Raw genomic sequence first — 5354 nt, 5'->3', positions numbered from 1 at the left:
CATTCTCTTCAGAGCCGCTATTTGCCGAGTGAATAGCCCACACCCGTAGCTGTCGGTCTTCGGCTGATTCCGGTGTTTCATCATCAGGCGTATCTATTGATACCCCATCATTCAGCGCTCTCTCCAACTTTTTGATAAACCGCTTACTATCGCTGACCATCATCAGTTTTTTACCCGACATTAGTTGAGCGTGGAACTCTGCAACGATTGCGCTGCTGTTTCTCCCCTCGTACCAATGAACTTGACGACCACCTGAGCGATACTGGTTTTTGATGATGTAGGGTTTTTCGCCAGCCGGTCGCAAATTCATGAAAAACTCAATGGTCAAATCATCCAAGTGAGCATCAGCTAAAACAACCAGCTTGGCGTTGTAAACTAGATACTCAAGCACTTCCAGAATCGCCCCCCTGTGTTCTTTGCAGGTTTTGGACTTTAGCAAGTGAGCGAGATACTGGCAGGCTTCATCAATAAATAGAATGTCATAAGCCTGTAAATCATTTGCCATTTTATACAGAGAATCCACGGTAATGCTGAGAGCTTTTACCTGACCCCAATCCCCGCAAGAAATCGCGGAGTACATGGCTGTTTGTAAGCGATCGCTGAGATTCTTGAGCAAAGTAACCCGATGCCCATTGTTCAAAAAGCTCAAGTTTGGGTTCTCTCTTCTGAGAACTGCCAAAATTTCAGTCTTTCCTGTTCCCATGTCGGAAACCAAACCAACTAACCCCGATTGAGGCAGAGAGTGTATTGCAAGTGAGAGATAGCGGGTATTCACCGTTACATTGGGCTTGTACTTATGGAGTCCCCTGGCACGATTGATGAAAAATCTTTGCTTGTACTCGCTGATTCTCAAGGCATCAGCAATCATTGTGGTGACGGCTTTATCCGCCTTTCTACCCAGAGCCACAACCCAATCGTCAATTCCTTTCTCTGGCCCTGGCAGCAGCGCTACTTCACATTGGCAACAAAGTTCTACAATTGCAGAAGCTGTGCGGCGTGTGGCTTGAAAAATCTGCTGTTTGGTTTTGGGTTTGCTTTCGTAGTCGAATAGAACAACGAATTTGCGCCCCTTTTGAGTCATTGGGACTAAATCAGGGTGTAGTCGTTCTAAATCCTCCTTGCCCACTCGACCGTTCCAGATTCCTGGTAGTGCGATCGCTACAAATCCCAAGGTCAGCAAGCAACCAGCCTTCTTCTCGCCCTCTGTAAGGATTACAGGGATTTCGGGATGTGCCATAACCCAAGCCCAAAAACCTAACGCTTCTCCCTGGTCGGTAACGGTAATATGTTCTGGCATCGGCACGTTATAGCGAAGTGATACCAACTGCCATAAATGTAGGGGCATTCTCAAGTAAGTAACTCGGTTGGGAGTTTTGGGTGGTGATTCGTACTTGACTGGCTTTTGAGTTTGCTGCTGTGTAGTCTTGTCCCATTCAAGGCGGGGGTAATCTGGTTTCATCCGTCCCCAGTCCATCGCCAACCAATCATTAAGGGGGTCAAGTCCGCTAACCCACCATGCACCGGACTCTGCGTGGGCATATCGTTTCAAGTAGCCATCACGCAGCCGCCCATCGTTACGTCTGGCAGTTTGAGGTAGGGCGCATAGCAGATATTCGTATACTGAGGGGCCACTAAGAGAACGGACATTTAAAGCTGTTAACTCTGGGTCAACAGCACTTGCTAACCATTCATTCCAATGGTGCGCTTCTATGTCAGAGGGACGGGATATGATCTCGTACCTCTGTGTAACTTCAATTTTTTGAAGTCCACAGTTACTATTTTTCACAGCTTTTTCCCTCAAATACATTGGTTTTTAGTATCTGGAGGGGGTTATTGCGCTGCTACACCTTATATCTACGAGATTTACTGTTTTGCTTGTTGAAAATTTTTACTTATCAAAAAATTTGATAAATTTATATGCAAAATTTCGCAGTGAAAATATAGAAATTTCCACAGTAACTCATATAATATGAGTAAGCAGCGCGGACTAATCTCTTTCGCCAATCTGTGGTTCGAGCTTCCAACTACAATCCACTTTTTTGGTTCTCTAGAGATAAACCCCGCTTCCCAATATTTGAAATATTTAATTTTCTCTGTCGGGCAAAGCGTTCACTACTGAGTGGCTCTTTGTCCTTTTAATTTTTGTGTCTTTTGTATATTCACCTCCGTTTTACGCTTCATTTGAGTACTTGCTGATTGTACAGAACTTTTGGCTGTCTTATATCTAACAAGACTGGGATTTTTTACTTGAAATTACTCAACAAGAGTTGATGATTATTCAAGAAATGAGGCTTTGCACTGCACTTGTGCTGAGTCGGTTATTTGTTCTTCTCTCTTTCAGTTGGCAACGGTTCTACCTTGATATTGCGTACTCCTACTTCTATCAGGTATGCCGCTAGATTGGCAGTAGTTCGCCCTTGGTTCTCAGCTAGTGCTTCAAGCTGATCAAATACAGTATCAGGTAGCGTTACACTAAAACGCTTGCTCATGCATCATTTTCGCTTCAAATTGCCTCCTAAATCATACGCTGTGATTCCTATTTAAGTTTAAACTGCTGCGGTATTGCTGTTAACTACATCTATTTTAAACTTTGTGTACAGCTAAATACCATCATAGTGCATCGAAATAGATGCTATAATAGTTTTGTCAGCCAAAAAACGACACAAAACAAAGGCAATAGAAGCCAGAAAGTGATGCTATGGCTAACCCCTAACTGGATGTGTGGATTTAAGGCGATTCAGCCTCTAAATTCTCCAAAGCCAGAAAAATCAAGACTTTAACAACTATCTGAACCATGACAGCTATATATTCCAATGCCAAAAACTGGCTAGTTCAGGCAGACTTGTTAGCCAAATCAGGGCTAACTGACCTCACAGGAGGTAAAGACTCAGGTGCAGGGTATGGCAAGGCAATCATCGGTGATTTTTCGATCATGATGCCAGCCGCATACTCACTTGTTCGCAACCGAAACATCATGCACCACGAAACCATCTCAAAAGATGGGGCATGGCTGCGATATGTAGAAGGTTCGCGGCTTGACTTAAAAGACGTTCAATTCTTTTGGGGCAGTGCGGCTCTAGCTCAAAGTGACCACACCCTGTTACACGAAGATAAGGCGAAAAAAGCAGAACTCGCACTAGAAAGCATCCTTGCAGACTTAGCGGTTCTGAATATTCCTTCGGGGGTCAAACTTTCAATTAGTTTGAGCAATCACAACCCAGAACGCTGGGCAACTGAGATTAAACGCCGAGTTGAAGGGACTCACACCTTTGAACATCTGCACCCTGTAACTCGTTCCATTGTCACCAAGACTGTTGACATCGTGGTGACAGGCATTTACCCCGAAGGATTTGGAAGCATTGCCCACTGCTTATTCGGTGAAGCATCCCTGGTACTTGACCCCTCAGAATTAGCGATCGCACTCGATATCGGTTCATCGACTTGGTTGATTACCGTGTTCAACGGTAGCGGTGCAGTGATTGACAGACACCTAATAGAGGGTGGTTGCGGTGAACTGCATACCATGATTGCAGAAGCCCTCGACAAGCGAAACGACAGAGTGAGTCTGCTGTCCAAGGATGTGAAGCACTCGCCCAGCTTGGTGAACCAGGGCATTCTAGAAGGGACTTTCACTTATGGAGGCAACCACCTGACAGGCAAAAAGTTTGAAACCGAGTACAGCCAATGCCTTGATCAGTGGTGGTCAAACAGGATTGAGAAATTCGCCAACTTTGTGACTGCTGGCAATTATCTAGACCGCGCTAAATACCTTGTTGCCTGGGGTGGTGGTGTTTCGCTGCCAGTGGTGGATCAAAACTTAGCCGGTTTAGGCTTTGTGGTCTTGAATAATCCCCAATTTATCAATGCCTTGGGGTTGAAACTATTAACTCAAATTGCAAGAGGAGCTTAACCCTCTTTTGTCAGAGTGGGAGAATCCAATCGCCCAATCGCTTACAGGGCTTTAACTTCCACTTTTTGTCTATAAATTTTAGTTCCTGTTAGAAAATAAAGCTTCAAACCTAGATTCAATCAAAGTCTCAGAATTTGCCTGAGATTATTGTTTTCCGAGAGTGACAAAACAGGGTTAATCAATGAATTACGAATCTCGGCGTATAACCATCCCCTACTTAGCAGTAATTGAATTGTGCAAGATTGTTGATTTACCCCAAGACGCGCCAACACAAGCACTTTCAGCAGGTGTAGAGAAACTGATTTTTCAACACGGCAATGTACAATCATCGCCCAAAGTTGAAACAGCGCAATCTACACAGCCCAATAAATCGGCACTTAGCGCAATGGTCACTAATTTTAAGGGGGCAGCATGACCAAATCCAGATTTAGAAACACGGTTTTAGGCATTGGTGCAACAGCAGCAGCGTTAGCCGTTGGCTACTTCGGAGTGCAGTACTTTGGCAGAAACAATATGTTCACCATTGCCGCAGCTGTTGGGGGTGGAGGTGCAATCAGCTATGTACTTCAAAAACCGAGTCAGCCACAAGCGCCAAACAGTGAGCCAGAAGCACCAACCACACCGATGAAAACCCAAAGGAGAAGAAACAAGTCATGAGCGACCAAGACACCCAAAAGACACAACCATCGCTAACAACAACCGAAATAATGACCATCATCCTCGGTTGCGAACAGACTCTTAGGTTCGTGCAAGCATCCCCAAATTACAAACAAATGGAAGCGTCCGAACGGTTCAGTACATCGAATGACCTGCGTCTGGGTGATGCTGTGCAAGCCTTGATGGAGATTCACGAAGCAATCCTAAATATCGAGTTTTATTCCCAAGTTTGAGGAAGCAAATGTTAGAAACGACAACTTTACAGCGTAACCACCTCTACGAATTCCGTGGTCAACAACTGCGCTACAGCCACCGTTCTAATTGTGGAGTCAATGCCCCTTTCATATTCAATGACTCAAAGGGCAGGCGCAAAGAATTAAGTCAAAACCAAGTGCAGAGGGAGGTTTTTGAACTTGTTGAGTTTTGTGAGAACTGATGATGAAGCGATCGCATCTGCCGGCAAGCTTGGCGATCGCCCATCTGTGCATCAAGTACATCAGACACATAAAGGATCTTAGCAGCATGGCACTCGACTACAAAAATCCCAACGATTGGGGACGCTCACCTCTGACCGACTCCGCCCTAAGAAAGCAGCAATTCAAAGCCGAAAATCCTGAACAGTGGTCAGCAATGATTGAAGCGGATATTGAGGCACTTTCCACACCGCTAGAAGAAAGTGAAAATTACCCACCCTTCACCGGAACGGAATTCTTAGCAACTCATTCAACCATCGATGACCATCCATACTCTGCTGCATTTGGTCAATTTTTGGGTAACGGTATTGACC

The 5354-nt window shown here is 45.0% G+C and carries 6 protein-coding genes and 1 pseudogene; 5 read left to right on the top strand and 2 right to left on the bottom strand.

Annotated features, from left to right (window positions below; all coding sequences use genetic code 11):
- Both IQ229_RS11390 and IQ229_RS11385 read right to left on the bottom strand, forming a co-directional pair.
- Positions 1-1786: DUF3854 domain-containing protein (locus IQ229_RS11390; RefSeq protein ID WP_322743975.1), on the bottom strand; the 1786-nt coding region annotated here is incomplete at its 3' end.
- A gap of 532 nt (positions 1787-2318) precedes the next feature.
- Entirely contained in the window at positions 2319-2489 is a 171-nt protein-coding gene (locus IQ229_RS11385; protein ID WP_100903772.1) for a ribbon-helix-helix domain-containing protein, read from the bottom strand.
- A 305-nt stretch (positions 2490-2794) separates the two neighbouring features.
- Here IQ229_RS11385 and IQ229_RS11380 point away from each other — a divergent pair, with 305 nt between their 5' ends.
- From IQ229_RS11380 to IQ229_RS11360, 5 genes and pseudogenes are all read left to right on the top strand, one after another.
- Positions 2795-3910, top strand: a complete 1116-nt coding sequence (locus IQ229_RS11380) for a ParM/StbA family protein (protein ID WP_194043758.1) — start codon at positions 2795-2797, stop codon at positions 3908-3910.
- A gap of 181 nt (positions 3911-4091) precedes the next feature.
- Entirely contained in the window at positions 4092-4325 is a 234-nt protein-coding gene (locus IQ229_RS11375; RefSeq protein WP_194043756.1) for a hypothetical protein, read from the top strand.
- Positions 4322-4567 carry a hypothetical protein gene (locus tag IQ229_RS11370; RefSeq protein WP_194043754.1) on the top strand — a complete coding sequence of 82 codons (246 nt, stop codon included), beginning with the start codon at positions 4322-4324 and terminating at the stop codon, positions 4565-4567. The genes IQ229_RS11375 and IQ229_RS11370 overlap by 4 nt, the downstream gene beginning before the upstream one ends.
- A complete protein-coding gene (locus tag IQ229_RS11365; RefSeq protein WP_194043752.1) occupies positions 4564-4800 on the top strand; it encodes a hypothetical protein in 237 nt (78 codons plus the stop codon). Before IQ229_RS11370 ends, IQ229_RS11365 begins: the two co-directional genes overlap by 4 nt.
- A 289-nt stretch (positions 4801-5089) precedes the next feature.
- Positions 5090-5354, top strand: a pseudogene (locus IQ229_RS11360) (hypothetical protein); the annotation flags it as partial.

This window comes from Nostoc cf. edaphicum LEGE 07299, assembly GCF_015207245.1.
GTDB lineage: Bacteria > Cyanobacteriota > Cyanobacteriia > Cyanobacteriales > Nostocaceae > Nostoc > Nostoc edaphicum_B.
Note: the sequence above shows the minus strand (reverse complement) of the source record. Positions and strands in the feature narration are given on the sequence as shown.